The sequence below is a fragment of the Microbacterium sp. NPDC089190 genome (genome assembly GCF_040701795.1).
Classification (GTDB): domain Bacteria; phylum Actinomycetota; class Actinomycetes; order Actinomycetales; family Microbacteriaceae; genus Microbacterium; species Microbacterium galbum.
Genome location: NZ_JBFBHF010000001.1, coordinates 868268 through 894759, shown reverse-complemented (window position 1 = coordinate 894759; position 26492 = coordinate 868268). Strand labels below are relative to the sequence as shown.

30 protein-coding genes are annotated in these 26492 nt (G+C 65.0%); 22 read left to right on the top strand and 8 right to left on the bottom strand.

Features of this window, described 5'->3' with window-relative positions; all coding sequences use genetic code 11:
- Positions 1-649 precede the first annotated feature (649 nt).
- The 6 genes from AB0230_RS04470 to AB0230_RS04445 form a co-directional block, all read right to left on the bottom strand.
- Positions 650-2107, bottom strand: coding sequence for a lipopolysaccharide biosynthesis protein (locus tag AB0230_RS04470; RefSeq protein ID WP_366374188.1), 1458 nt, complete (start codon positions 2105-2107; stop codon positions 650-652).
- Positions 2108-2122: 15 nt separating this feature from the next.
- Positions 2123-2845, bottom strand: coding sequence for a hypothetical protein (locus AB0230_RS04465; RefSeq protein ID WP_366374186.1), 723 nt, complete (start codon positions 2843-2845; stop codon positions 2123-2125).
- Positions 2846-2848: 3 nt separating this feature from the next.
- Positions 2849-4939, bottom strand: coding sequence for a hypothetical protein (locus AB0230_RS04460; protein ID WP_366374184.1), 2091 nt, complete (start codon positions 4937-4939; stop codon positions 2849-2851).
- Positions 4932-5636 carry a WecB/TagA/CpsF family glycosyltransferase gene (locus AB0230_RS04455; RefSeq protein WP_366374182.1) on the bottom strand — a complete coding sequence of 235 codons (705 nt, stop codon included), beginning with the start codon at positions 5634-5636 and terminating at the stop codon, positions 4932-4934. Before AB0230_RS04455 ends, AB0230_RS04460 begins: the two co-directional genes overlap by 8 nt.
- Before the next feature lie 55 nt (positions 5637-5691).
- Positions 5692-6852, bottom strand: coding sequence for a glycosyltransferase (locus AB0230_RS04450; RefSeq protein ID WP_366374180.1), 1161 nt, complete (start codon positions 6850-6852; stop codon positions 5692-5694).
- A gap of 114 nt (positions 6853-6966) precedes the next feature.
- The gene (locus AB0230_RS04445) at positions 6967-7338 is read right to left on the bottom strand and encodes a hypothetical protein (protein ID WP_366374178.1); all 372 of its coding nucleotides are present in this window, start codon (positions 7336-7338) and stop codon (positions 6967-6969) included.
- 110 nt (positions 7339-7448) lie between these two features.
- On the opposite strand from AB0230_RS04445, the gene AB0230_RS04440 reads away from it, so the two are divergent.
- The 8 genes from AB0230_RS04440 to AB0230_RS04405 all read left to right on the top strand — a co-directional run bounded on the left by AB0230_RS04440 (position 7449) and on the right by AB0230_RS04405 (position 17392).
- Entirely contained in the window at positions 7449-9257 is a 1809-nt protein-coding gene (locus AB0230_RS04440) for a right-handed parallel beta-helix repeat-containing protein (protein WP_366374176.1), read from the top strand.
- Between the two features lie 13 nt (positions 9258-9270).
- Positions 9271-10068: a polysaccharide pyruvyl transferase family protein gene (locus tag AB0230_RS04435; RefSeq protein WP_366374174.1), complete on the top strand. Its 798-nt coding sequence runs from the start codon at positions 9271-9273 to the stop codon at positions 10066-10068.
- 20 nt (positions 10069-10088) lie between these two features.
- Positions 10089-11453 (top strand): O-antigen ligase family protein, encoded by a 1365-nt coding sequence (locus AB0230_RS04430; RefSeq protein ID WP_366374172.1) that lies wholly within the window; start codon positions 10089-10091, stop codon positions 11451-11453.
- A gap of 533 nt (positions 11454-11986) precedes the next feature.
- A complete protein-coding gene (locus tag AB0230_RS04425) occupies positions 11987-13345 on the top strand; it encodes a hypothetical protein (protein WP_366374170.1) in 1359 nt (452 codons plus the stop codon).
- Positions 13342-15222 carry a DUF4012 domain-containing protein gene (locus tag AB0230_RS04420; protein ID WP_366374168.1) on the top strand — a complete coding sequence of 627 codons (1881 nt, stop codon included), beginning with the start codon at positions 13342-13344 and terminating at the stop codon, positions 15220-15222. Before AB0230_RS04425 ends, AB0230_RS04420 begins: the two co-directional genes overlap by 4 nt.
- A 245-nt stretch (positions 15223-15467) precedes the next feature.
- A complete protein-coding gene (locus AB0230_RS04415; RefSeq protein ID WP_315993618.1) occupies positions 15468-16292 on the top strand; it encodes a helix-turn-helix domain-containing protein in 825 nt (274 codons plus the stop codon).
- A gap of 144 nt (positions 16293-16436) precedes the next feature.
- Positions 16437-17024, top strand: a complete 588-nt coding sequence (locus AB0230_RS04410; protein WP_315993617.1) for a hypothetical protein — start codon at positions 16437-16439, stop codon at positions 17022-17024.
- 152 nt (positions 17025-17176) lie between these two features.
- Entirely contained in the window at positions 17177-17392 is a 216-nt protein-coding gene (locus AB0230_RS04405; RefSeq protein ID WP_315993616.1) for a hypothetical protein, read from the top strand.
- A gap of 90 nt (positions 17393-17482) precedes the next feature.
- Here AB0230_RS04405 and lepB read toward each other — a convergent pair whose 3' ends face one another.
- Entirely contained in the window at positions 17483-18199 is a 717-nt protein-coding gene (gene lepB / locus AB0230_RS04400) for a signal peptidase I (protein WP_366374165.1), read from the bottom strand.
- The gene (locus AB0230_RS04395) at positions 18196-19281 is read right to left on the bottom strand and encodes a PqqD family peptide modification chaperone (RefSeq protein WP_366374163.1); all 1086 of its coding nucleotides are present in this window, start codon (positions 19279-19281) and stop codon (positions 18196-18198) included. The genes lepB and AB0230_RS04395 overlap by 4 nt, the downstream gene beginning before the upstream one ends.
- Positions 19282-19766: 485 nt before the next feature.
- Between AB0230_RS04395 and rpsJ the strand changes: the two genes are divergently transcribed.
- From rpsJ to rplE, 14 genes are read left to right on the top strand one after another with little or no spacing between them, the layout of a single operon-like run.
- A complete protein-coding gene (rpsJ, locus tag AB0230_RS04390; RefSeq protein WP_013584016.1) occupies positions 19767-20075 on the top strand; it encodes a 30S ribosomal protein S10 in 309 nt (102 codons plus the stop codon).
- Between the two features lie 8 nt (positions 20076-20083).
- Positions 20084-20743, top strand: coding sequence for a 50S ribosomal protein L3 (gene rplC, locus AB0230_RS04385; RefSeq protein WP_076673698.1), 660 nt, complete (start codon positions 20084-20086; stop codon positions 20741-20743).
- A 2-nt stretch (positions 20744-20745) separates the two neighbouring features.
- Positions 20746-21408 (top strand): 50S ribosomal protein L4, encoded by a 663-nt coding sequence (gene rplD / locus AB0230_RS04380; RefSeq protein WP_076673700.1) that lies wholly within the window; start codon positions 20746-20748, stop codon positions 21406-21408.
- On the top strand, positions 21405-21704 hold the full coding sequence (gene rplW, locus AB0230_RS04375) for a 50S ribosomal protein L23 (RefSeq protein WP_013584013.1): 300 nt from the start codon (positions 21405-21407) through the stop codon (positions 21702-21704). The genes rplD and rplW overlap by 4 nt, the downstream gene beginning before the upstream one ends.
- A 24-nt stretch (positions 21705-21728) precedes the next feature.
- Entirely contained in the window at positions 21729-22568 is an 840-nt protein-coding gene (gene rplB / locus AB0230_RS04370) for a 50S ribosomal protein L2 (RefSeq protein ID WP_013584012.1), read from the top strand.
- 12 nt (positions 22569-22580) lie between these two features.
- On the top strand, positions 22581-22862 hold the full coding sequence (gene rpsS / locus AB0230_RS04365; protein WP_013584011.1) for a 30S ribosomal protein S19: 282 nt from the start codon (positions 22581-22583) through the stop codon (positions 22860-22862).
- Between the two features lie 22 nt (positions 22863-22884).
- Positions 22885-23283 carry a 50S ribosomal protein L22 gene (gene rplV, locus AB0230_RS04360; protein WP_136585944.1) on the top strand — a complete coding sequence of 133 codons (399 nt, stop codon included), beginning with the start codon at positions 22885-22887 and terminating at the stop codon, positions 23281-23283.
- Positions 23283-24041, top strand: a complete 759-nt coding sequence (rpsC, locus tag AB0230_RS04355; protein WP_058230882.1) for a 30S ribosomal protein S3 — start codon at positions 23283-23285, stop codon at positions 24039-24041. The genes rplV and rpsC overlap by 1 nt, the downstream gene beginning before the upstream one ends.
- Complete coding sequence (gene rplP, locus AB0230_RS04350) at positions 24041-24460, top strand: 50S ribosomal protein L16 (RefSeq protein ID WP_013584008.1); 420 nt, start codon at positions 24041-24043, stop codon at positions 24458-24460. Before rpsC ends, rplP begins: the two co-directional genes overlap by 1 nt.
- Positions 24460-24774, top strand: coding sequence for a 50S ribosomal protein L29 (rpmC, locus tag AB0230_RS04345; protein ID WP_058623969.1), 315 nt, complete (start codon positions 24460-24462; stop codon positions 24772-24774). Before rplP ends, rpmC begins: the two co-directional genes overlap by 1 nt.
- Entirely contained in the window at positions 24774-25100 is a 327-nt protein-coding gene (gene rpsQ, locus AB0230_RS04340) for a 30S ribosomal protein S17 (protein WP_076673706.1), read from the top strand. Before rpmC ends, rpsQ begins: the two co-directional genes overlap by 1 nt.
- Before the next feature lie 35 nt (positions 25101-25135).
- Positions 25136-25504 carry a 50S ribosomal protein L14 gene (gene rplN, locus AB0230_RS04335; protein WP_013584005.1) on the top strand — a complete coding sequence of 123 codons (369 nt, stop codon included), beginning with the start codon at positions 25136-25138 and terminating at the stop codon, positions 25502-25504.
- Between the two features lie 2 nt (positions 25505-25506).
- Entirely contained in the window at positions 25507-25866 is a 360-nt protein-coding gene (gene rplX, locus AB0230_RS04330) for a 50S ribosomal protein L24 (protein ID WP_076673708.1), read from the top strand.
- A gap of 2 nt (positions 25867-25868) precedes the next feature.
- Positions 25869-26459 carry a 50S ribosomal protein L5 gene (gene rplE, locus AB0230_RS04325; protein ID WP_315993613.1) on the top strand — a complete coding sequence of 197 codons (591 nt, stop codon included), beginning with the start codon at positions 25869-25871 and terminating at the stop codon, positions 26457-26459.
- Positions 26460-26492 lie beyond the last annotated feature (33 nt).

The window sequence follows — 26492 nt, the reverse complement described above, 5'->3', positions numbered from 1 at the left end:
GATGATCGGAGACTCGAGCGTCCCGCGGACTCTGCGGCCCAGGCCGCCGAGAAAAACCGCGCCGCACTCGACGTCCCTCCGCCTACCCTACGACATTCAAAGAATGGCTTCAGGAATGCCGTGCGCACGCTTCTTGGGCTGTCCGGGCGTTGCGCGTCGCCGCCCGAGTCTGCAGCCTCGGACGTTTGGCTCAACCCACACCCCAAAATCGTTGCCCGATTTGGGGCTGAGAAGGCCATCTTGATCGATCTGATCCTGTGCGGGGCCTTGTGAGGCCCCGGGTGTTGGCGCGCGCAGGCGGGAAGCGGCCTCCGAGATCGAGCCGGCAGAGAGCGTCTCAGGAAGCGGATCTACGCAACTGGGGGAACGATCGACTGCCGATACGGTCCCATCCGCGCGACGCTCTGTAGCGAGAGGACCGAGCTATTTTCCGGGGGGGCGAGGGAGGTGCGAGGACCGGAGAGCGCGGGCTGACCTACGATCTCCTCCTGCGCCTCAACAGATCGGCTCTCGCCTTCACGCGGGTTCGTCAGACAAATCCAATCCATGCCTGTCGGCGGCGCATTGAGGAATGGACGCAGTCAGGCGCCGATCGCGATTGCTGTCGCCGCCGCCCTCAGGGCGAGATTGTGTTGTGAACTTCGCGCTCTCACTTGCCCCGACGCCGGACGACCTCAATGGCGGTGCGGACCGTGTCCCACATGAATAGCCGAAATCCCAACGCGAAGGACCCGAGCCACCACGGAATCATGACCAACGTGTAAGCAAGCGGCGAATCGTCAAACCGGACGACGTAAGAGGACAGGAGGAAAGCGCCCAGAAGGACGAAGACGGAGATGAGAAAGGGCGTGAACCATTGGACGAAGTAGGTCAGCGGGCGAACACCCGCGTACCGAGCGAGATACCACAAACGAATAGGCCAAAAGAGATACTGACGTGCGGTCACGGCCAACGCAACCCAGATCACTCCGAACGGCGCAACCCCGAGCACGAGCAGAATGCCGAGGATACTTTGGCCGAGCGTAAGTTGAAAAGCTGCCCCAGCGCGACCGACGGCGAGCAGGGTGCTCCGGTCAAAGTAAGCGAGCGCGTTCAGAGCGCCGAGTCCGCAAAGGATTTGAAATAGCACGACGCTGGGTTGCCACTTTGCGCCTATCACGACTTCGAAGAGGACGGGAGCCATGATGACCGCCCCGGTGAACACGGGGATCGCCACCGCGCAACTGGACCCCGCAAGCTTGTAGAGCAGCCGCAGCATCGAGGGACGGTCGTTCTGCAGCCGTGAAAGAGAGGTAAGCGAGACTGTGGAGAAGATCGACGAGAAGAGTTCGACCAGAAGAGAAACGAGTCTCATGGCCATGAAGTAGAAGCCCAGGGCCTCCGTGCTCAGAAAAGCGGCTACGAGGAGCCTGTCGGATTGAGAGTTGACCAATCCGATCAGCTCGATGCCCAGGACCGCGAACCCGACGGACCACAGCTCCCTCAGTGCGTCCCGCGAGACCGTCGTCCCCGGGCGCCAGCCTGATGTCAACCAAATCGATATCAAGCCCACGACCGCTGCCACCATCGTCTGCGCCACCAGACTCCAGACTCCTGCGCCAGCGAGAGCAAGAACGATGCCGGCAACTCCGCCCGCGAACGCGCCGGACACTCGTCTGATAGCAAGCTCGCGGAACCGAAAATCGCGCTCCATCAGCGCGGCCGGCGTTGACGATAGGGCGTTCACGACCAGGGCGCCGGACAATACGGCGATCACTGGCTGGAGGTCGGGGGAGCCGAAGAGGGAGGAAATTGGTCCAGAGAGCAACGCCGATGCGCCAGCGAGAATGACCGCCAGGACGTTGGACGCGAAGAACGCGGTATTGACATGCGTCGGCGTGAGATCAAATCGTTGGATCAGGGCTTTACTGAACCCCTGATCCACAAAGACGCCTGCGAAAGCAATGAAGATCTGAGCCAGCGCAATGAGTCCGAAGTCGTCGACCGAAAGAATGCGACCGAGCACAAGAAGGACGACGATGCTTATGAGTCGCGTGCCCCACTTGTCGAGCGCAATCCAGGGGATGGAGCTCGCTGCGCGCCCGCCTACGGAACCCGATTCACTCATCCGTCGCGTACGACCTCACTGGGAGAGAGAAGGGTAGATGCGGACCACATCGGCGACGAGATCATCAAGCGCCTTGTCGAAGTCAGCTTCACGCTGAACTGGTTGAGCCGGTCTGCGAGAGATCGTGTTCTTGATCAATCGATAGAAGGCCTCGTCGAGGAAGGAACGGCGGTAGGTGGCCGCCATCGGACCACTGAAGTGTCGGATCCTGTCGTGCAGGTTGACGTCCTCGGTGTTGTTCCACTCCTTACCGAGGATGCTGACGCCACCAATCTGGTTTGCCACGTGGATGATGTTGCCGTTCTCGTATTTGAGATTCGCTCGAGCTTCGTCGGAGATCTTCTGCGTGAGGCTCTCTCGAACCGCGGTGAAGAACGCCTTCGCCTCGGTCGATTGACGGCTAAACATCACGCCCGAGTTGAGACGGCCTGAGCGTCCGTTAGCCATCAAGACAGCGTGGGGGTGTGAGCCGAACTCGTCGGAGAAGTCCGGCGCGTCAGCCCGAACCTCGCAGTCTGCATCAATGTACGCCACGGTCTCGAAGCCCTCATCGAGCGCGTGCTGCATTACTGGCACCTTGAGCCAGGCGCTGAGCGCGGGATGCGGGACGTAAGAGGGTTTGTCGATGACCACGAATCGCGCGCCGATACGGTCGGCGTACCGTTCTTGGGACTTAATGCAACGCGCGAACGCGCGGCCATATCCATTTTGCGCAATTGTGTAGACAAGAGAGGACATCTGTCACATCTTCCATTTTGAGTCAGTGCGGACCTCGTCCACGGCCGCGGAAATCAAGTCGGGGGCCTTCAGGAAGGCCTCGTAAAAGTCGTCGTGCGACGACAGCACTTCGTTCGCCTTCGCGAGCAAACTCGTCCCCTCGGGAGCGCTCCGGCTCGCTGAGATCGGGCGAGACAGCACGGTTGAGAAGGTGCGAGCAATCTTTTCGTCTGTGGTCGTCGAGTAGCCCACGGGCACGGCGCCCTCTGTCGCGGCAATGATGAGAGCGTGGATGCGGTCGCTCACGACGACGCTGGTCCGTGCGTAGAGCTCTCGTACGTGCTCCTCGTGGGCGGCATGCGATCGATCGCTGGGCCAGTTCAACAGCGTTGCACCAAGTTGTTCAGCGAGAACCGAATTGCTTTGCTCGTCTCGCCTGACCTGGGTGACCACGACAATTCCGAGCGAAAGCTGGTCCGCCAGCGCCTTGAGAGCGTCGCGTTCCGAGGGGAGCAGGGGCGGGCGGTCGGACCGGAAGGTGACAGCGAGGATGTCTCGCGGTCGCGGAGCACGTGTCGTGCGAATCGCGAATGCCCAGTCAGGCATCACAGAATCCGCGCGGGCGACCCCGGACAGAGGGTCGCGCCACGCCACCTTCGAGGCAAGAGCAAGCGTCGCGCGCAAGGCTGCGACGGCCTGCGGAGTTTTCGGACGAGATCGGGTGGCAATACCGAGTGCGACAACATCCCCGCCGGTGAGACGAACGAGCCCGCAGACGGGGATCTGCCAAGCCGCAATTCCCAGGTATCGACGATCGAGGACGATCTCTCCGGCATTAACGGCGTATGCAGCGCGCCTGCGAAGTGCTGCGCGTGCCAGCGCCCACAGCCAGGCGCCCCGGCTCCGATATTGGACGTCTTCTGTCTCCAGCCCTAGACCAGACGCATAACTGTCGTCGCTGCCGGTGTAGACGTGCAGGGCTCCTTGGCTTCGCAGATGCTGCAGATATGGCCGCCGAAGCACCGAGTCTCCGAGATTGTCCCGCTGTCCACTCGGATTGACGAAGTACTGCTGGGTGGCAGCCTTCTTGCGACTATCCGAAACGGTCAGTGCGACTTCCGCATATCGAGATGCAACATTCGACCAATCACGACCGACAAGTCGGGCTTCCGCCTCTCTCACCCCCTTGTCGCCGCGCAGGGCCGCCAGTGCCTGTTCCAAAGACCCCGGTGTCATCTCGCCGTCGTACAGGTAAACCCAGTGGGGACCGGCTTCTTGCTGGAGCAGTTCCGTAGAAGGGCCGCGGCGCGCGATGATCGGCCGATTCAGCGAAAGGGAAACGAGCGCGACACCCGAATTATGCACTTCGTCATACGGTAAGACGACCAGTTCTGAAGACGTCACCTCGCGCACGAGGTCAGCGTCGCTCAGAAACTCGAACCTCGTCGTCACACGCGCGTCTTCTGACGCAAGCTGCTCGAGCTCATTCACGACCGCGTACTCACCGCGTCCGGCGACGCGTAGCTCGTATTCGCCGCGTACCTGCCTGAAGGACCGCAAGAGGACGTCCACAGACTTGTAACGCTCGATGCGCCCGAAGGCCAGAAGTCGACCATCAACGGCGTCTGACTTCGGATATGACGCGAAGCTCTCCCGATAGTCTCCGTGTGGAATCAGGGTATGGGGAACGCCTGGAGGGACCGGGGTCGATTCGTTCAAAACGACATTGAACCGCACCATGCTCGTCAGCAATTTCAACAGCGGCTTCTCATATGCCAGACCTTCGTGGTGCGGCACCACATTGTGAATTGTGCGAACTACAGGCGTTCGAGTGACGGCGAGCCGGAGAACGAACGCAAGGTAGAGCGGAACCTTCGCGAGAGACCGTATCGGTGTCGATGCTCGGAGCAGGAATTCCGGCCAGTGCACATGGAACACGTCATAGCGGCCCCAGAGCGCACGAGGCCATGAGAAGAACACATGCCGGACCTCTGAAGGCGCGTAGCGCACTACTTGATGGACGAAACGAGTCCCTCCTCCTCGTTCCCGGTCGGCTTGCAGGACGGTGACGCGTCTGTGCGCCCGGAACGGCGAGCGGAAAGCGGTCTTACCCATCGGTTGCATTCCTCTCACGTATAAGCCTCCGAACGACCAGGCCAACGAGCCTGAACGGCTCGATCAAGTACCTCCCGGCAAGCCGTCTGGGCGACTTGACGAGGCGGAATGCCCACTCGATACCAACGGCTCCCATCCATCGAGGTGCCAAATCTTGCTCACCTGCGAAATAGTCCAAGCATCCGCCCACGTTCGCGACCACGCATCCGTCGAGCAGGCCGAGGTGCTCGAGAATCCATTTCTCTTGTTTCGGCATCCCGAGCGCTACAAGAACGAGATCGCTTGCCGCGATCGCTTCCTGCAAGCGTGCGGACGGCCGGGTGATATGGGGGCCGTAGCCGTCGAAGGCGTGCCAAGTTACCGCGGGGTTCGTAGCTTTGGCCCACGAAGATGCGGCGGACGCTGTGCGTGCCGTCCCGCCGATCGCGGTGACCGTGATCGCTTGCTGACGTCGCATGAGTTCCTCAAGCCAGTCGGTGCTACCGATCCGGTTCGAGGGTGAGATTCTGCGCCGCCGGGCGGCCTCCGCCAGAACGAGGATAGGCGCTCCGTCAATCAACGTCAGGTCCGAGATCTCGGCAAACTGACGCATATCTCGATCGACCTCCCGGACATACAGGGCGTGGAGGTTGAGATTGCCAAGAATGAGCGGCTTGCCTCGCGATGATGAAGAATGCTCCAGGATGAGGTCAGTCACCGCGGTCGCAGTCATCGGCGTAACGCGCCCCAGGCCGAGGGGCAAGGAGATGTGCTCAACCGCCATGGTGCTTTGCGGTGATCGATCGCACAAGCGGCGCGAGTCGCGCATCCCAGGAGAAGGACTCGCGTACCCGGTCGACACTTTCCGCTGCCACCTTCGACAGAGCGGCGTATTCGTCTTTGATGCGGAGCAGCACGGCGCCGACGTGGTCGGCCGACCGCCCTTGGAAGGTGATCACGGCGAAACCTTCTTCAGACAGTTCCGTCGTCACCTGATGCATCGACGCGACGATCGGACGTCCGGCTGCCAGGTATTCCCAAAGCTTGAGCGGGGAGAAGTAGGCACCGTTCGAACTGTCGTGACCCGCGTAGCAAAGGTCAACAGTTGAGAGAAACTCCTGTACGCGGTCCGGATGCACGCGTCCGTGGAATACAACACGGTCGTCTACGCCCAACTTGGCTGCGAGATGTTCAAGGTGCGCGCGCTGTGGTCCGTCCCCCGCGATATCGATGTTCAGATGTCGCAGACCCGGTAGCGTCAGCGCGCCGATGAGTGCGTCGAGGTTCTGCCATTCGTAGAGGGCTCCAAGGAAGCCGATTCTCTTGAGTGATTCCGGTGCACGCCGTTGGCCCGGCTGTACATCGACGCCGTTCGCCACAACTTCGATACGCGCGGAATCTACGCCATAGACGGAAGCGATCTGTTCACGGAGCGACTCGGTGACTGCGACGATGCGGTCTGCCTTTCGGAACGTGCGGCCTTCAACCCATTTTGCAATCGCCCGGCTCGTGGTCGCTCGACGCTCGCTCGTCGCCTCAATCGCGAGCAGAGCGTTCACCTCAAGGATCCACTCCACGGGTTTACGTCGGACACTTCCGAGACTTTGAAACAGCGAGTACCGCTCGTACACGAAGTCGTACGGGCCGGTCGACAACATGCGCCGAGCGAGCAACTGGTTCCGGAAGCGGTAGGCAAGGCGCAGGACGTCCGTGGCGAGAACGGTCAGCCAACTCCTGGACAGCCGCGCCTCAGCACCTTGCTGGGTGAACGCGGCGGGGGACCGGTCCCCGACGATGAGCTCGTCGACCTCAATGCCCGCCCGGCGGAATGCGAACAACACGCCGAGGATGTGAGATCTCGGCCCCAAGCTCTCCGTGGAGTCACGCGTCGAGAGCCTAGGGGCCCCCGACAGATACAAAGCCCTCAAAGACACTTCCCCTCGCACCGGCGGCCGCCGATCGGGTCGGTGCCGCGACCCCTCCGTCGATTTTCGTTGAGCTCGAACAGTCCGCACCCACGTCGTCGATTCGTAACGCCCGTCAGCTCCTCAGCAAAGATACAGGTCCGCGGACGAGACGACGAGTCCGCTGATTCGGTAGACCCCCGTGGCGTCGCGTTTCTCGCCTTCAATGACAACAATCTCCGTCGCACGGCTGCCGACATTCATCTCCGCACAAGCTTGCCATCCCGCGACGAGCAGCTGCGTGTCCGTTGCGCGTTCAAAAAGCAGAATGCCGCTGCCCAGGGCGCGCACGGATTTCAAATACTGGCGCTCCGCCTCCGACGGCGCATCCGGGTCGATGGGGGACGACCGAAGCTCTACCGCGCCCGATGGCGAAGTGGACGTTGGCGCACGGACTGTGACCGCCTCCGAGCAACCTGCGAGCGTCAGAACGATTGCCGCCAGGCCCACCGCCATGGCTGACGTTTTCGGAATGACCTACCCCCACACCTGTCACTCGGATCGACTCGCTCTCGGCGCGACTTGCTCGTTCCCGGCTAGAGACGGGCAACAGCTTGTCGGCGAGCATGCACCGTATCAAAACCTCGGCGTCGCCGATCAGCCGGGTTGACACGATCGCATTCCTCAAGCAACGTAACCACTTCAGCGTTGTTCGCGGAAGAGTGCACGAGGCGGGGGCCCCGATGATGCGAAATGCTTTAAAAGTGGTTTGTGCTGCCTTGATTTCTGTCGTGGTGGCGTCTGCGATAGTTCCGCAGGAACCGGCTATCGCTGACGCCGCGAAGCCTTCTTCTGGGACCTACGAAAACACCTCACCCACGATCACCTATGCCGGAGATTGGGTCGTCTCAAAGGACACGAGCGGTGACAGTGGTCGCAACTCATCCACGACGAACGACCCGAATGGGTTCGCGACTTTCACATTCCAGGGCACGGGATTCGACATCATTGCGCGCAAGAATCCTTGGCTGGGAATCGCGGCCGTCTCGGTGGACTCTGCTCCGTCAACCACCGTCGACCTCTACTCGAAGACCTCCCAGTTTGCTTTGACGGTGTTGTCCGCACGTGACCTGGCTCCCGGAACGCATACGGTTGTCATTTCACGAACCGGCTCCAAAAACCCGTTGTCGACGACTCGCCAAATCAATCTTGATGCCATCCGGGTTGTGGATTCCACTCCACCCGCTCGGGTTGCGGAGGTGTCCGCGGTCGCTCGTCGCGATGGAGCGACGATCACCTGGACCCGCGTTGCTGACCAGGATGTCGTTGGGTATGAGCTGTGGCGGCGTTTGTCGACGGGCGGAGGGCTCCAGTTTGTGGAGACAGCGCCGGCGGAGGCTAGTACCTTCGTGGACGCGGGTGTGGCGCCGGGCTCTACGGCCGAGTGGACCGTACTGGCGGTCGATTCCTCCGGGCTGAAATCGCCCAGGAGCGATTTCTCTTCAGTTCAGGTGCCGGTCGTAGTCGACAGGACGCTGACTCTGGCGGATTGCCCCGCTCCATCCGTGACGGTGTCGGATGCGAGCCAACTCCGCGCGGCGATGCGAGGCGTCGCTCCGGGAGGCTCGATACGGCTCGCGAGCGGTACCTACGCTGGCGCCTTCAGTCTGTCGGTAAGCGCGCGTTCTGATGCGCCCGTTTGGATCTGCGGGCCCAGAGACGCGGTTATCGACAACGGCGACGTCGGCTCCGGATACGGGCTGCACATCTACGACTCGTCATACGTGAATGTTGTCGGGTTCACTGTGCAGAACGTACGGAAAGGCATCTCCGTGAGCTCGAGTTCGCACGTCACCATCAGTGGAACCCGCGTGCAGAACATAGGTGAGGAGGCCCTGCACCTGCGCTACGGCACGACCGACTCGGTTCTGGTGAAGAACTCGGTCTCTGCGACGGGCAAGACAGGGCCGACATACGGCGAAGGCGTCTACATCGGCACGGACCCAAAGAACTGGTGCGCCTTCACCTCCTGTCAGCCGGACCGCAGCGACCGCAACATCGTGGCAGACAACACGATCTGGTCCACCACGGCTGAACCCATCGAAGTGAAGGCTGGCTCCGCCGGCGGAGATGTGCGGGGCAACGTGGTGAACGGGGCGGGGACCGCTGACTCGTTGGCGGGCATTGCGATCAAGGGTAACGATTGGGTGGTCGAGGACAACCGAGTCACGGGGAGAGCCACGAATGCCGTCATCGCCCAGGACTCTTCCGCAGCGGGCTGGGGTATGCGGAACACGTTCTCTCGAAATGTGATCGCTACGGGAGAAGGTGGAGTTGGCGTCTGGGTGCGCGCGGGGTTGGATAACATCGTGTCCTGCGACAACCTCAACCAAACGGCGGGCTCGGTCGTGACCAACGTCAGATGTCAGCGCTAAGGAGAGGATCTGGATGTCTCGGGTCGAGCTCGTTCATTGGAACCCGAGAGGATGGCAGCGGTCTGGTTTCGCATCGTCGCCGTCAGGCTGGTTCCGGCGCGTCAACAATTTCGGCGACCTTCTCGGGCCGGTGATTGCGAAACGTTTGGTGGCTGATCGTCTGGGCCCCGCCCGGGCGGCCCGTAACGCACGGCTCGTTTCAGTCGGTTCTATTCTCCGAATGGCTAGCGACGGAGACACGGTCTGGGGGACCGGCATAAACGGCAAGTCGGTGGGTCTCCCGTTGCCAGCCACGAGGCTCGACGTGCGTGCTGTTCGGGGACCGCGGACACGGCAGTACCTGGTCGATCAGGGTTTCGACGCCCCAGAGATCTACGGAGATCCCGGTCTTCTGGTGGGCCGATTGTGGCAACGCAGCGAATTTCTCGAGGCCAGCAGCAGACGCGATGTTCTCGTCGTTCCGAACTTGAACGACCTTCCTCTTTTCGATAGCGAAGATCCGCGCCTGCTCGACCCGACCAGCAGCCTCAAGAGTTGTCTGATCCAGATTGCGTCTAGCGATCTGGTCATCGGGAGTTCTCTGCATGCGATTGTGCTCGCCGAATCTTTCGGCATACCTGCCCGGCTCATCGCTTCCGCGCACGAACCCGAGTTCAAGTACCGGGATTACTTCGAGGGCTCGGGTCGCCGCGACGTGGAGATCGCGGGGGACGCGGAGGACGCCCTCCGGATGGGCGGCGGTGCGGCTCTCACGTGGGACGCTGAGCCGCTGCTGAACGCCTTTCCCTACGACCTCTGGGCAGTCCGATGAGTGATCGTCTTCGAGCTCCCGTGTTCGTCCTCGTCGGCTTGCTCGCGCTCATGGTTGGACTAGCGGTCGCGCTTCCCTTTGGGAGGGTCGGGCTGCTTGCGGTTGTCGGCTTCGCGGGTGCTCTAGTTCTTCTCGGAGTCCCGAACAAGTACTTGCCGTCGGTAGCGCTGGTTGCGTTGGTGATCGTTCCGCGTCAGCTCTACGCCGAGACGTTGCTCAATAACTTCTCGGTCGCCCTCTTCGTCGTGCTTCTATGGCGTATCCGCCTGCTCGCGGTGAAAGCCGGACCGCGATCGCGTTCGTTGCAGTTCATCAACGTGCTTGCAGTCATCTTGTGCGCGTGGATGCTCTGGGTGTCCGTGCTGGCCGGCTCGGCTCCGTTCCGGTACACATATGTAATCGCTTTCGCGCTTTCGCTCGGAGTCTTCCTCACTGCTCGCGCATCTCAGGCGGATGTTGCTCGGCTTCTCTCGACGTGGCAGATATTGGCCGTGATTCTGACGGTGTACGCGCTCGTCGAATTCGTCCTCCAGCGGAATCCCATCTTCGACCCTCTCATTGCGCTCTCTGGGTCCGAGCCGGTTCAGCACTGGTCCGTCTACCGGGCGTACGCGACCCTCGGCCATCCCCTCTATGCCGGACTTTTCTTCTCGATCGCCTTCGCGATTTCAGTCGGTCGGAAGCTCGAAGGGGGAGCGAACCGTAACCTCCTCTTCGCTGGGGCTGCCCTCGTCGGGGTTCTGCTGACGGTCTCCCGAAACTCGCTCGGGGCAGCTGCCGTCGCGGCTGCTCTCCTGGTGGGCGTCAGTATGTTCAGTCCCCGAAGCAAGGTGCCCGTCCTGGCGCGACTCGGTCTCGGAGTGCTGCTCCTTGGTGGTCTGGTGCTCGCTTTCCAGTCCAGTGTCTTCCAAGAGCGAGTGGACTCTGCGGAGGCGGGATCGTCAACCGCCGCGCGTGATGCGTTGCTTGATCTAGCCCTACGGGCAGCGCGTGCGCACGACTGGCTGGGGGCCGGAGCTGCCTCAGCCGCGCAGGCCGCTGCGCCCTTCAACGCGAATGAGATCTACATCGAGGGCGCCTGGTATCAGATTCTGATCAGCCTAGGAGTTCCGGGAATTCTTCTTTTCCTGCTTCTCTTCGCCTGTTCCTTCATCTTTGCGCTGAGGAGGGGGCGATATGCCGCGGCGGGGGCGGTGATCGCCTACGCGTTTTCCATTTCCTTCACCCCTGTCCTGGAGTCGCACAGGCCCTACCTTCTTCTTCTCGGGTTCGTCGTCTGGTCGTGTTGGGCGCCTTCATCAGAGGTTCCTGTCGAACCGGTAGCCGTGGACGGCCGTGCGTCCGCCACGAGCCGTCGAGAGCTGCGGTCCCGCAGCTACCGGTGACACCCGCGGGAAGTGGAAGATGTATCCGCGACCGTGAGCCAACTGAGCCAACGGCCAGGACGAGCTTCAAGGACGACTCGCCGCTCCGATTACACGTCGAGCCAAAGTTATCTGGTGGTCTTTTCGGGAGCATGGCTGAGGGAGCTTGTGGAGCGCCGTGCTTTACAGGTCTGCTTGGTTTCGTGACTGCGGAGAGCTCCGTACTGAACAACGCTCGGCGGTGTCGTGGGGATGCTGGCCCGCAAATGAAGTGACGCGATGACGCCCATGGATGTAATGCACGACGGCCAGTTGACGTGCTCTACGGACACGCCTCGCGATCGCATACGCAGGAACTCCGCAGATAGTTTCGGCGAGACCTGTGGTGAGAGCGGTGGGACATTAGCCAGCTGATTGGGGTGAGCGCGGACGCCCCGCGGAACGGAACCGATTTTCCAGCTATCCTCTTCGGGGACTGCCCGCATTGAGCCGGTTGTCCCTAGACCCCCCAACATTTCGAGGATTGGCGTCCGACCCGGCGCCCGGGAGACGCCATGAACGATCTCAGGAAGCTCGTCGGGCTGCCGCCGGAAAGCGATCAGGCTCCTACTCCCGCAGCGGGGCGGTCGAGGGAGACCGAATCTCTTCGCGAGCTGGTGGGGGACTCATCGGGCGCGACGCCCGAGGTCGAGTCAACCGTCTCGTCCGCCGAGCTAAAAGCTATGGTCGGCGACGGCGCTTCATCGCGCGTCGTAACGCGGTCCGAAGAGCTCTCGGCGCTCGTCGGCGGCTCCCGCCCCGCATCCACGCCCGACTCTCGCGCCGCCCTCTCCGCGCTCGTTGGCGCTGGCGGCAAGTCCGCCGAGGATGCCGGCTGGCAGGCCCCGGAACTGGCGCAAGTCGGCAAGAGGCCCTTGTTCGGGGGACGACGCAAGGCCGGCGCGGTCAACTATCTGAGCGTGGCAGCCGCTGTGGTCGCGGTGCTCGCCATCGTCGGTACGGCGTCCTTCGCGGTCGTACAGCGCGCGACGGCGAACCCCGCCGACGATGCGATGGTCAGTCTGCGCGAGCGCGAGGCGGAGTTGGCCAACGACACGAAGGTGCTGCAGACCGCTGCTGACCTCTATGACGCGTCGGTGACGGAGGCCGCATCGCTGGCGCAGGCCAGCGAATCGGTCCTCGTCGCGCTGCAGGGCCGCGTAGACGGAGCAGCCCTGGGTGCGGCTGAGGCGGCGCGCGGCACGTTGCTGCAGGCGTCCGCGACCGCGACGTCCGTCTCCATCCCGGAGTATCAGCGCGCATCGATCGACGAGAAGTCGCTCGCTGACGTGGGCAAGGCGATCGACGGCGTCCGTCTCGCCCGCGAGTCTTTGCCCACGTTGATCACCGACGCACGCGATGCCCGGTCGCAGATCACCGCGGCGGTATCGGCATTCAAGTCGCAGCTCGCGACCCTCGGATCCGCGATCAAGGCGGAGGCCGACAAGCTGGTCATCGAGAACGACTCTGCGGCCCAGAGCTTCCGCGCGGCGGTCACCGACGCGGCGGGACGTGTGACTGCTGCTCAGCAGGCGGGGGGAGACGGTCTCGCCGAGATGCCCGTCTACGCCGCGGCCGTCGACGCCCTTCGTGCCGAGAACCAGCGTGTGCTCGCGCTCGAAGAAGCCGAACGCGAGCGGACGCCCACGCAGCAGCCGACGCGCAACCCGGGCTCGGGCGGGTCGAACTCGGGAGGTGGGTCGACGAACCCGGCGCCGTCGCCGTCCCCGTCGCCCTCGGAGTCCACCCCTCCGACCCAGCCCACGGATCCGCCTACCGATACCCCGACGGATCCGCCGACGGAGGAGCCGAGTCTCCCGCCGATCATCGTCGATCCCCCCACCACCGGTGACGGCACGGGGACCAGCTCGTGATCGCCGACGCGAGCTCGCGCCGCGACAGGTCTCGCCGCTCGGGTGCGGATGAAGCGCCCGAGCGCTCGTCTCGCGCCTCTCTTGCCGCCACCATCACCGGCTGGACCCTGGGCGCTCTCGGCTTCGCCGTCTTCGGAGCGGCCGCCGTCGCCCTCGCGTTCGCCCACCAGGCGGGCGTCGTGCGCACCGACCTCCTCGGGGCGCAGGCGAAGCTCTCCTTCGTTCCGCAGATCGTCGCCAACCGCGACATCGCGGGTCTGAACCAGGTCTCGGGCGAGGTGCTCGAGCAGACGAATCGGGCGGATGCCAATTCGTCCGGACCGCTCTGGGACTTGGCATCCTCCCTTCCTCTCGTCAAGGACAACACCGAGGCGGTGCAGAATCTCACCGCGATGACGCGAGAGCTGACCGCGCGGGCGCTCCCGCCGACGGTCGCGCTGCTGTCGGCCTCGGACTTCTCGTCGCTCGCCGTCGAAGGCGGGGGCATCAACCTCGAGCCGTTCCGCGCGGCCGAGGGCGCTCTGCCCGAGATCACCGCCGCGTTCACGGATGCCAAGGTGGTCACCGACGGGATCGACCGCACCAACCTGCTGCCCATCGTCACCGAGCCGCTCGACCAAGTCGCGCAGATCGTCGACCAGGCCGCCCCCTCGCTCACGCTGGTGCAGAAGTACCTACCGTCGCTGCTGGCGGCCGCGGGGGCGGACGGACCGAAGACGTATCTGGTGCTCTTCCAGAACAACGCCGAGATCCGCGCCACCGGCGGCAACCCCGCCGCATCGAGTGTCATGGTCGTCGACAACGGACGGATTGAGCTCAAGGAGCAGTCCGACTCGATGGCGTTCTACGCGGCGGGTCAGGCCGGCCGCTCGGCGCTCGACCTGCCCGAGAGCACTCTCGCGCTCTACCCCGACACCTTCACGCGGTACTCGCAGGACTTCACGTTCTCACCGGACTTCCCGACCACGGCGCGCCTGTTCGAATCCCTGTGGAAGCGCACCGATGGCTCGCAGTTCGACGGTGTGATCTCGATCGACCCGGTCGTGCTCGCGCACATGCTCGAGGTTCTCGGACCCGTCGATCTGCCGACAGGCGAGCAGATCACCGCGGAGAACGCGGTGAAGCTCGTGCTCAGCGACGCCTACCAGCGCTACGGCGACGCCGGCGACAACGGACGTTCGTCCGACGAGTTCTTCGCGGCCGTGTCGTCGACGGTCTTCTCGCGCCTCGCAGCCGGGCAGTGGAACCCGATCGCGATGTTCGACCAGCTCACCCGGAGCGCGCAGGAGCAGCGCATCAACCTCTGGTTCACCGATGAGCAGGCCCAGGCCCTCGTCACGGAGGTGGGCCTCGACGGCGGTCTGCGCGGCGACAACGCCGCGTCGACGCAGCTGGGCATCTACCTGAACGACTTCTCGGTCAGCAAGCTCGAGTACCACCTCTCAACCGAGGTCTTCGCCTCGTGCAACGCAGCGGATCGCACCGTGAACGTCAGCATGAACATGCGCAACGGCATCACGGATGACATCACGAACGCGTACACGCTGGGCTTCCGTAACAGCTCCTACGGCCTGCCTCCGCGCACGATGATGCTGGACACGCTGTTCTTCGCACCTCCCGGCGCGGCGATCACGGCGATGGACCCCGGGCAGGGCGACATCGCGTCGCTGTCGCGCAGCGGCAACGAGAACGGCAACACCGGTGAGAGCCGTATGGTCACGCTCGGCCAGAACGAGACCCGCACCGTCTCGTATACCGTGCAGCTGCCCTCCGGCCCGCTCGGTCCGCTCGATCTGCGCCACACCCCGACGGCGAGCGACACCCCGGTCACGATCGATCCGTCGTGCGACCCGTTCGTCGCCGGTTTCTCCAGCTGACGATCCTCGATCTCTTCGAGCCACCGCCGGGCTCTGAGGGGGAGGAAGGATGCCGTGAGCTTCACCGCTCGCGGCATCCGGCTGCGCGAATTGTGCAAGTCTTAGCGCAATCTTGACAATCCCTTGACGTTCCACCGCGAAAGCATTGCGTTCCTCCCGATTGCATGGGTGATGCGCTGGGCTGCGATCCGGCGCGACGATCGCGCATCCGGTGCGGTCCTGTCGTACTGCGTCGGGGGGCGTCGGTGGTCATCGCGGTCAACGACACCGCTCCGATCGAAGCCGGATTCGGCAGCGTGCGTATTCGCGCGAGTGTTCACGCGCGGCCGGTGTCCGTGGCATCCGGAGCCGCGGACGACGAGGTCTCCCTGCTCATCGCGCTCGACCGCCCTCCCTCCATTCGTGGGGCGGTGACCGAGAAGGGGCCGAGCACGGCACTGCTCGCCTCGCGAGCGCAGGCGGCGATGACCCCGGCGGCGAAGTGCCACCTCGTGCTGACGTTCCCCGCTCAGGTGCTGAACGGCATCGGGATCGAGGCTCCCTTCGCGCACGCGATCGACACGCATTCCGCCCTCTTCTGGCCGTTCTTGACCTTCGCGTGGACCTGCGCGACGACGCGAGACCGGCAGACCGGGCTTTCGCTCTACTTCATGGAGCGACTGCTGCAGGAGATGATCGTCGGCGTCGTCGTGGCGTCGCTGAAAGCCCGGCACGACAAGCCCGCGGCGGACCTGCACGCGGCCGCCCTGTCGGTCATCACCGCGCGCGTCGGGGATCCCGACTTGACGGCGGCGTCCGTCGCCGCGGAGCTGAACACGTCGTTGCGCACGTTGCAGCGGCAGTTCACGGCGCGCGGCACGACGATGGACCGCAGCATCCGGGGCGCGCGTGTTCGGCACGCCATGACACTGCTGCGCGATCCGGCCTATTCCTCGCTCTCGATCGAGCGGGTGGCGCACACCTGCGGTCTCGCGAACGGCTCGTCTCTTGCTCGGGCGTTCGCCGCTGAGGGGCATCCCTCTCCGACGCGCGTGCGCGCTGCGCGCCGCCCGCACGCGGTTCGCGCCTGACGCGCCATCTCTCATACCCGAGACGCCGTCTTCCGCCACTCACCCGCGTGCTCACCGCCCCGCGTCGAGATCATCGCCGTGTTGTCACCTCGTTCCTCACCCGATGACGGACGAGACATCCGATCGAACCCCTGGGGGGCACACATGAGCACCGAGAACTCCGAGACCGCCACCGGCTCCGTCAGCCGTCGCGCCGTCATCAAGACCGCCGCGTGGGCCGCGCCCGTCATCGCCGTGGCCGTCGCCGCGCCGCTGGCCTCCGCCAGCACGACCGGACCGCAGCCTGTGCCGTCGGGGTCCGCGAGCACGCTCGACGGTGGCACGTCGATCTCCACCTACCGTGGCGGCAACCCGAACGAGATCCGTATCAACCAGTCGACCTCGGGCTTCGGGTTCTTCATCTACGACGGAAACGGCGACGAGTATCCGGCCGGTTCCTACTACGCGTCGGCGCCCACGATCACGGTGAAGTGGTCGGGATCGGGCGACTACACCCCGATCCTCCAGAACCTGCGCGGCTGGACCCAGTCCGGCGGCACGGTCGCGTCTGGGACGTCGGGCAGCATCACGTTCTCGTACTCCGGCCAGCTGCTCAACGGCTCGGCGAACCGCGTTCCGGCTCCGTACGTCATCCTCCGCCCGACCTCGGGAAACACGCTGCCGCCGACGCGCGCCGTCGTCGAGGCCTCTGCCGTCAACTTCGAGACGATCGACAGCGGCGTCACCATCTGACCTACCGGTGACACGAGGGCGTCGCGCACACCGCGCGGCGCCCTTCGTCGTCCGTGCGCGTCAACGTCTTCCCCGCGATGACCACGCGCGCCACAATGAGCGGTGAATCGACCCGGCGTTCCGGCCGGATCGACCGAGTGAGGGGGAACGCCATGGGCGTCGACGACATCATCAACAAGGGCAAGAAGCTCCTCGACGAGAACCGCGACAAGATCGAAGAGGCGCTCAAGAGCGAGAAGGCCGAAGAGGTCAGCGACAAGATCCTCGACGGCGCCGCCGACGCGATCAAGAAGGTCGTGCCGGCCGAGCAGCACACAAAGGTCGACGAGGTCCGTCAGAACGTCGACAAGCACATCGGCAACGCCTGACACCTATTCGCGCCGGCGCCGTTCCCACCTCGGGGGCGGCGCCGTCGTCGGACGGACGCCGCGGACGGGGGAGCGGCGGCCCGCCCGCCGTCAGTCCAGTGGGCCGAACGCGCGGTCGAGGGGCCACACGATCGCGCGCACCTCGCCGATCATGTCCGCGCGGTCGACGAAGCGTGCGCAGTCCGTGGATGCCGGGGCTCCTCGGCATCCGACGACCGAGTCGGCCGAGTTCGCCCGGTTGTCGCCCATCACGAGGTAGTGGCCCTCGGGAACGTCGATGGGGCCGAAGCATCGCGAGGACGTGGGGGCGCTCTCGCAGTCGAGCTGTCCAGCGATGAAGGGCAGGTCGTTGCGAACGTAGTCCTCGTCGAGCGCGACCCCGTCGACCTCGACCTGCCCCTCAGTGCTGCAGCACCGCACCGTCGACCCCGGGGTCCCCACGACGCGCTTCACGAGCGCATCGAGGTTGCTCGGACCGAATCCGACGAGGTCGCCGACCCACCCCGCCGCCGTCCGCAGCGCTCCGTGCGGCGCGGCATCCGTCTTCCACGCGTCCGGGCGCGAGAAGACGACGACGTCGCCCTGCGCAGGGTCGGACACGGCGAGCGAGATCCGGTCGGCCACGATGCGGTCGCCGGTCTCGAGCGTGGGCGACATCGACTCCGACGGCACCTGGAACGGCTTGACCAGGAACAGCTGTACGAGGGCCAGCACGATGAACGCCGCGATCACGTGGGTCACGGGCGACCGGCGCACCCGTCGCCATCCGCGCGCACGCGGCACCGGGGGAGAGGTCCGGTCGGTCATGCGGCCTCGATGAACCCGCGTGTGCGCAGCTCGTCGAGAGTGGAACGGATCACCGCCGACGCGCTCCCCTCCGCCGGCTCGCCGAACTCCGCCTCCGCCGCCTCGGCGATCGTCTCCTCGGACGCCCCCGCGAGACACAGCGTCCAGACGAGGCGTCCGAGCTGCTCGAGCGCCGTCACCACACCGTCGCGGAGGATGCACGCGCGGCCGTCCACGAGGATCGCGTCGTCGTACGCGGTGGCCCGCCACGGACCCACGGAGTCCGTGCGGCGGGGGAGCGTCCAGGCTTGGGCGCGCGGCGGGGGCGCATCGAACATCTGCTGCACGAGGGCCGGGAGCTCGGTGGCATCCCGGTAGATCAACCGGGTGGGGGCGCCGATCGTGTCGAACAGTCGCGCCAGCCGCTGCAACGGGGCCGGCATCTCCGGCAGATAGCTGATCTGCGGGGTCATCTCGCAGACGGCGTCGATGAGGTCGACGACTTCGGGACCGACCGTCGGGGACCCGGGTCGGCGGTCGATGAGCGTGAGCCCGACGAGCCGGAGCGGCACAGCGGGCAGACCCTTCAGCCCGAAGTGGCTGGGCGCGATCTGCTCCTTGTGGACGAGCCCCTCGGTGATGACCGAGAGCGGCTTGCGATAGGGGCTCACCGCGAGGTCGTCGGCGACGGCCACGGTCTCGTCGCTCACGTAGCTGAAGTGCCGTCCCAGATGACGGGATGCCGTGGTCTTGCCGCGACCGGAGGGTCCCACCAGCGCGATCGTGCGGCCGTCCTCGGTGGCCACCCCGGCAGCGTGCAGGAGCAGCCGCGTGCCGCGGAGGGCGTCGAGCGCCTCCAGCGTGACGAGGGTGGAGAGGTTCGAGAGCCCGCCGTCGGGGTCGACGAACGCGTCGGGGTGGAGCTCCAGCACGCGACGACCGCGGGTGTCCTCGGCCCCGACGCGGCAATCGCGCCACGCCTCCAGGATGCGGGAGCGCATCCGGTCCGGCAGGGGGGCGTCGGTGCGCATGTCGACGACGACGCCCATCGCGTCGACGGTGCATACGGTCGCGGGTGCAGACCCGTCGTCAGCAGGACTCATCCGTGCCTTCCTGTCCGGCCGGAGACGCGCGATGGTCGTTGTGATCGCCCCCCAGGCGCGACCATCCTATGGCGCAGCTCCGCCGGTTCGGGATGGGTTCGAAGGGTGATCCTGAGCATCCGCCGCACGCGACACGCCCGGGTTTGCGACACGTGCCGGGGGTCCGTAGACTAGTCCAGTTCCACATTCCGGCGTGCGCTCGGCGCGCGCCAGGATCACTGTCTCGGCAGTGCACAGGCGGCGCGGAAGCGCAGGGTCCTGGGCCGCGGGCAGCAGAACACCACACCGAACCCCTCATCCTTCACGGGATTCGCACGCGTGCGTGCGCGGGGCGGGCCGGAGGCCACGACGTGGCATCCGGTTTGACAGCTGAACAGCGGTGCAGCATCTCTCGCGTGAGCGAGGGGAAGTGCCAGGGTGCGTCAGCACCACCGTGCGTCCAATGCCCCAGGTCGGGTAAGACGCTGAAAGAGAGAGAGCAGACAATGGCGGGACAGAAGATCCGCATTCGCCTGAAGTCGTACGACCACGCCGGGCTCGACTCGTCGGCGCGCAAGATCGTCGACACCGTGACCCGTGCCGGCGCCACCGTGGTGGGCCCGGTTCCCCTTCCGACCGAGAAGAACGTCGTGTGCGTCATCCGGTCGCCCCACAAGTACAAGGACAGCCGCGAGCACTTCGAGATGCGCACCCACAAGCGCCTCATCGACATCATCGACCCGACGCCCAAGGCCGTCGACTCGCTGATGCGCCTCGACCTCCCGGCCGATGTCAACATCGAGATCAAGCTCTGAGGTCCGACATGGCTGACATCAACTCCAAGATCTCCAAGGGCCTCCTCGGCACCAAGCTCGGTATGACCCAGGTGTGGGACGAGAACGGCAAGCTCGTTCCCGTCACCGTCATCGAGGTCGCCCCGAACGTCGTGACCCAGCTGCGCTCGCTCGAGAAGGACGGCTACAACGCCGTTCAGATCGGCTACGGCCAGATCGACCCCCGCAAGGTGAACAAGCCCCTCACGGCTCACTTCGACGCCGCCGGTGTCACCCCGCGCCGCCACCTCACCGAGGTGCGCACCGCGGATGCCGCCGACTACTCGCTGGGCCAGGAGCTCACCGTCGACGGTCTCTTCGAGGCCGGCCAGCTGGTCGACGTCGTCGGCACCAGCAAGGGCAAGGGCACCGCCGGTGTCATGAAGCGTCACAACTTCAAGGGTGTCTCCGCATCGCACGGTGCGCACCGCAACCACCGCAAGCCCGGTTCGATCGGCGCCTCGTCGACCCCGAGCCGCGTCTTCAAGGGCATGCGCATGGCCGGCCGTATGGGTGGCGAGCGCGTGACCGTCCTCAACCTCACGGTGCACGCCGTCGACGCCGAGAAGGGCCTGATGCTCGTCAAGGGCGCCGTCCCCGGTGCTCGTGGCCGCATCGTCTACGTCCGCAACGCAGTGAAGGGTGCCTGATCATGGCTGACTCGACTCTCGCGCTCGACGTCGTGAAGGCCGACGGCAACAAGGCCGGCTCTGTCGAGCTGCCCGCCGCGCTCTTCGACGTCAAGACGAACATCCCCCTCATCCACCAGGTCGTCGTGGCGCAGCGCGCCGCGGCTCGCCAGGGCACGCACTCGACCAAGCGTCGTGGCGAGGTCTCGGGTGCCGGCCGCAAGCCCTTCAAGCAGAAGGGCACGGGTAACGCCCGTCAGGGCTCGATCCGCGCGCCGCACATGACCGGTGGTGGCATCGTCCACGGGCCCAAGCCCCGCGACTACAGCCAGCGCACCCCCAAGAAGATGATCGCCGCCGCCCTCCTGGGTGCGCTCAGCGACCGTGCTCGTGGGCAGCGCCTCCACATCGTCGACAGCTTCGCCATCGAGGGTGCGCCCTCGACCAAGGCCGCCGCTGCCGCGCTGAAGGCCTTCGGTGCCGTCAAGAACGTCCTGGTGGTCATCGACCGCGACGACGAGCTGACGATCAAGAGCGTGCGCAACCTCGCGTACGTCCACGTGCTGACCGTCGGCCAGCTCAACACGTACGACGTGCTCGTCTCCGACGACATCGTCTTCACCAAGGCCGCCTACGACGCGTTCGTCGCGTCGAAGAGCGCTGCCACCGAGGAGGTCTCGGCATGACCACCGTCAATAAGGACCCGCGCGACATCATCCTGAAGCCGGTCGTCTCCGAGAAGAGCTACTCGCTCATCGACGAGGGCAAGTACACCTTCCTGGTGGACCCCCGCTCGTCGAAGACCGAGATCAAGCTCGCGATCGAGAAGATCTTCGGCGTCAAGGTCGCTTCGGTGAACACGCTGAACCGTCAGGGCAAGGCCCGTCGGACCCGCTTCGGCATCGGCAAGCGCAAGGACACCAAGCGTGCCATCGTCACGCTGAAGTCCGGCACCATCGACATCTTCACGTCTGTCGGCTGACGGTCGGGATAGAGGACAAGAACAATGGCTATTCGCAAGTACAAGCCCACGACCCCCGGTCGCCGCGGCTCGTCGGTGGCCGACTTCGCCGAGATCACCCGATCGACGCCTGAGAAGTCGCTGCTGCGCCCGCTGTCGAAGACCGGTGGCCGCAACAACCAGGGCCGCATCACCACGCGTCACATCGGTGGTGGCCACAAGCGTCAGTACCGTCTGATCGACTTCCGTCGTAACGACAAGGACGGCATCGACGCCAAGGTCGCTCACATCGAGTACGACCCCAACCGCACCGCGCGCATCGCGCTGCTGCACTACGCGGACGGCGAGAAGCGCTACATCCTCGCCCCCGCGAAGCTGTCGCAGGGCGACGTCGTGGAGTCGGGTGCCGGCGCTGACATCAAGCCCGGCAACAACCTGCCGCTGCGCAACATCCCCACCGGTACCGTGATCCACGCGATCGAACTGCGTCCCGGCGGCGGAGCGAAGATGGCCCGTTCGGCCGGCGCCTCGGTGCGTCTGGTCGCGAAGGACGGCCCCTACGCGCAGCTGCGTCTGCCCTCCGGCGAGATCCGCAACGTCGACGTGCGCTGCCGCGCCACGATCGGCGAGGTCGGCAACGCCGAGCAGTCGAACATCAACTGGGGCAAGGCCGGCCGCATGCGCTGGAAGGGCGTCCGCCCGACCGTGCGTGGTGTCGCCATGAACCCGGTCGACCACCCGCACGGTGGTGGTGAGGGTAAGACCTCCGGTGGTCGTCACCCTGTTTCGCCGTGGGGTAAGGCCGAGGGCCGCACCCGCCACGCGAACAAGGAAAGCGACAAGCTGATCGTCCGCCGTCGCACCGCCGGCAAGAAGCGCAAGTAGGAGTAGAGGAAGATGCCTCGCAGCCTTAAGAAGGGCCCCTTCGTCGACGAGCACCTGCTTCGCAAGGTCGTCTCGCAGAACGAAGCCGGTTCCAAGAACGTCATCAAGACCTGGTCGCGCCGTTCGATGATCATCCCCGCCATGCTGGGACACACCATCGCCGTGCACGACGGTCGCAAGCACATCCCCGTGTTCGTGACCGAGACCATGGTCGGCCACAAGCTGGGCGAGTTCTCGCCCACCCGCACCTTCCGCGGCCACGTGAAGGACGACAAGAAGGGCCGTCGCCGCTAAGGCGACCGAGGAGGAGAGAGAAATGGTGGAGTCCATCGCACGTGTGCGACACATCCGCGTGACCCCTCAGAAGGCTCGTCGTGTCGTCGCGCTCATCAAGGGCAAGCAGGCCGAAGAGGCCCTCGCGATCCTGAAGTTCGCGCCGCAGGGCGCGAGCGAGCCGATCTACAAGCTCGTCGCCTCGGCGATCGCGAACGCTCGCGTCACCGCCGACAAGACGAACGAATACCTGGATGACGCCGACCTGTACGTGAAGAACGCGTACGTCGACGAGGGCACGACGCTCAAGCGTTTCCAGCCCCGCGCTCAGGGTCGCGCCTTCCAGATCAAGAAGCGCACGAGCCACATCACGGTCGTGCTCGCGACGCCCGAGGCCGCTGAGGCAGCCCCGGCTCGCGCCAACAAGAAGGCGAGCAAGTAATGGGACAGAAGGTCAACCCGTACGGCTTCCGCCTCGGCATCACCACCGACCACGTGTCGCGGTGGTTCTCGGACTCGACGAAGCCCGGTCAGCGTTACGCCGACTACCTCGCCGAGGACATCAAGATCCGTCGCCTGCTGACCACGTCGCTCGACCGCGCCGGTGTCAGCAACATCGAGATCGAGCGCACGCGTGACCGCGTCCGCGTCGACATCCACACCGCCCGTCCGGGCATCGTGATCGGTCGCCGCGGCGCCGAGGCCGAGCGCATCCGCGCCGACCTCGAGAAGCTCACCGGCAAGCAGATCCAGCTGAACATCCTCGAGGTCAAGAACCCCGAGGCCGACGCTCAGCTCGTCGCGCAGGGTGTCGCCGAGCAGCTGTCTGCTCGTGTGGCGTTCCGTCGCGCGATGCGCAAGGGTCTGCAGGGCGCTCAGCGCGCCGGCGCCAAGGGTGTCCGCATCCAGGTGTCGGGCCGCCTCGGCGGCGCCGAGATGAGCCGCTCCGAGTTCTACCGCGAAGGCCGTGTGCCCCTGCACACCCTGCGCGCGAACATCGACTACGGCTTCTACGAGGCCAAGACGACCTTCGGCCGCATCGGCGTGAAGGTCTGGATCTACAAGGGCGACCTCACCAACAAGGAGCTCGCCCGCGAGCAGGCCAACGCGCCCAAGTCGCGCGGTCGTGACGACCGCGGTGGCGACCGTCGTCGTGGCCCGCGCAACGAGGCCCCCGTGGCAGAAGGAGCGTCGGCGTAATGCTCATCCCCCGCAAGGTCAAGTACCGCAAGCAGCACCACCCCGGTCGCTCGGGTCAGGCCACCGGTGGCACCACGGTGTCGTTCGGTGAGTTCGGCATCCAGGCGCTGACCCCCGCGTACGTGACGAACCGTCAGATCGAGTCCGCTCGTATCGCCATGACGCGTCACATCAAGCGTGGTGGAAAGGTGTGGATCAACATCTACCCCGACCGTCCGCTGACCAAGAAGCCGGCCGAAACCCGCATGGGTTCCGGTAAGGGTTCCCCCGAATGGTGGGTCGCCAACGTCAAGCCGGGTCGCGTCCTCTTCGAGGTCGCGGGTGTCAACGAGGAACTCGCTCGTGAAGCACTCACCCGTGCCATCCACAAGCTGCCGCTGAAGGCACGCATCATCAAGCGCGAGGAGGGCGACGCGTAATGGCGATCGGCACCAAGCAGCTCGCTCCGAGCGAGCTCGACACGTTCGAAGACCAGCGCCTCGTCGAGGAGCTGCGCAAGGCCAAGGAAGAGCTGTTCAACCTGCGCTTCCAGTCGGCCACCGGCCAGCTCGAGAGCCACGGTCGCATCCGTGCAGTCAAGCGCGACATCGCGCGTCTGTACACCGTGATCCGTGAGCGCGAGCTCGGCATCCGCGCCACCCCGGCTCCGGTCGAGGCTCCGGCGAAGGCGAAGAAGAGCAAGGCGAAGAAGGCGGATGCCGCTGACGACGCCGCGAAGGAAGAGGCGGAGTAATGGCTACCGCGAAGAAGGCCGAGGCGCAGGTCGCCGGTCACGAGCACGCCGAGAACGATGTTCGCGACGAGAACGCCCGCGGTTACCGCAAGGCGCGTCGTGGCTACGTCGTCAGCGACAAGATGGACAAGACGATCGTCGTCGAGGTCGAGGACCGCGTGAAGCACCCGCTCTACGGCAAGGTCATCCGCCGCACCTCCAAGGTCAAGGCGCACGACGAGACCAACTCGGCGGGCATCGGCGACCTGGTCGTCATCAACGAGACCCGTCCGCTCAGCGCCACCAAGCGCTGGCGCCTGGTCGAGATCCTCGAGAAGGCCAAGTAAGCCTCGCGGCTTGCTTGGAACCCAAGGAGTAAAAAGTGATTCAGAACGAATCCCGGCTGAAGGTCGCCGACAACACCGGCGCCAAGGAGCTGCTCACCATCCGCGTGCTCGGCGGCTCCAACCGCCGCTACGCCGGCCTCGGTGACGTCATCGTCGCCACGGTCAAGGACGCGATCCCGGGTGGAAACGTCAAGAAGGGCGACGTGGTCAAGGCCGTCGTCGTCCGTGTCGTGAAGCAGACCCGCCGTCCCGACGGCTCGTACATCAAGTTCGACGAGAACGCCGCCGTGATCCTGAAGAACGACGGGGAGCCCCGCGGCACCCGTATCTTCGGACCGGTCGGTCGTGAGCTTCGCGACAAGAAGTTCATGAAGATCGTCTCGCTCGCCCCGGAGGTCATCTGATCATGGCGAAAATCAAGAAGGGCGACCTGGTTCAGGTCATCTCGGGCGCCAAGCCCGAGCGCGGCGGCGACCGCGGCAAGCAGGGCAAGGTCCTCGAGGTCCTGTCCGAGCAGAACCGCGTCATCGTCGAGGGCGTGAATTACGTCACCAAGCACAACCGCGTGGGTCAGTCCCAGCGCGGCACCAAGACCGGTGGCATCGAGACGTTCGAGGCCCCGATCCACATCTCCAACGTCGCGCTCGTCGACCCCTCGACCAAGAAGCCGACCCGTGTCGGTCACCGTGTCGAGGAGCAGGTGAAGGACGGCGTCAAGCGCACCGTCCGTGTGCGCTACGCGAAGAAGAGCGGCAAGGACCTCTGAATATGAGCACCGACACTGCCGCGGTGGCTGGCAAGATCCAGCCCCGCCTGAAGCAGAAGTACAACGCCGAGATCAAGAAGGCGCTGCAGGACGAGTTCGGCTACGAGAACGTCATGCAGATCCCCGGCCTGGTCAAGGTCGTCGTGAACACCGGTGTCGGCGAGGCTGCTCGCGACAGCAAGGTGATCGATGGTGCGGTCGACGACCTCACCAAGATCACCGGTCAGAAGCCCGTCGTCACCAAGGCCCGCAAGTCCATCGCGCAGTTCAAGCTGCGCGAGGGCCAGGCCATCGGTGCGCACGTCACCCTCCGCGGCGACCGTGCGTGGGAGTTCATCGACCGTCTCGTCAACCTCGCCCTGCCCCGCATCCGCGATTTCCGCGGTCTGTCGGCCAAGCAGTTCGACGGCAACGGCAACTACACCTTCGGTCTCCAGGAGCAGTCCGTGTTCCACGAGATCGATCAGGACCGCATCGACCGCGTGCGTGGTTTCGACATCACCATCGTCACCACCGCCAAGACCGACGACGAAGGCCGTTCGCTGCTCCGCCAGCTCGGGTTCCCCTTCCAGTCGGCCGACCAGCAGGCCTGACCCCTCGGGCCCCCGGGTTTCCGGGGGCCCGTC